Genomic DNA, 223 nt, shown 5'->3' with positions numbered 1-223 from the left:
CGACAAAGGAGGCCGAGCCGCTCGATCCGGTGCCGCCGGTGGCGACGACGGACTTCTGGCCGGCGGTGACGTTGGCGGGGATCGTGAAGGTTCCAGTCACCTTGCCATCGGCATCGCCGACGAGCGGCCCGGCCGGGGTGACATCGACGCCGTCGAAGGTGAGAGAGGCGAGCGTCTCGCCAACGCCAAATCCCTTCACCGTGAAGGCGACGGGGATTTGGCG

General features: G+C 68.2%; 1 protein-coding gene. It reads right to left on the bottom strand.

From position 1 onward, the window contains the following. On the bottom strand, positions 1–223 hold a 223-nt coding region (locus WFK98_RS27440; protein WP_336802536.1), incomplete at both ends, for a hypothetical protein.

Source organism: Kaistia sp. MMO-174, from assembly GCF_037147815.1.
GTDB classification, from domain to species: Bacteria; Pseudomonadota; Alphaproteobacteria; order Rhizobiales; family Kaistiaceae; genus Kaistia; species Kaistia nematophila.
The sequence above is the reverse complement of the archived record's forward strand: the minus strand, read 5'-3'. Positions and strand labels throughout refer to the sequence as shown.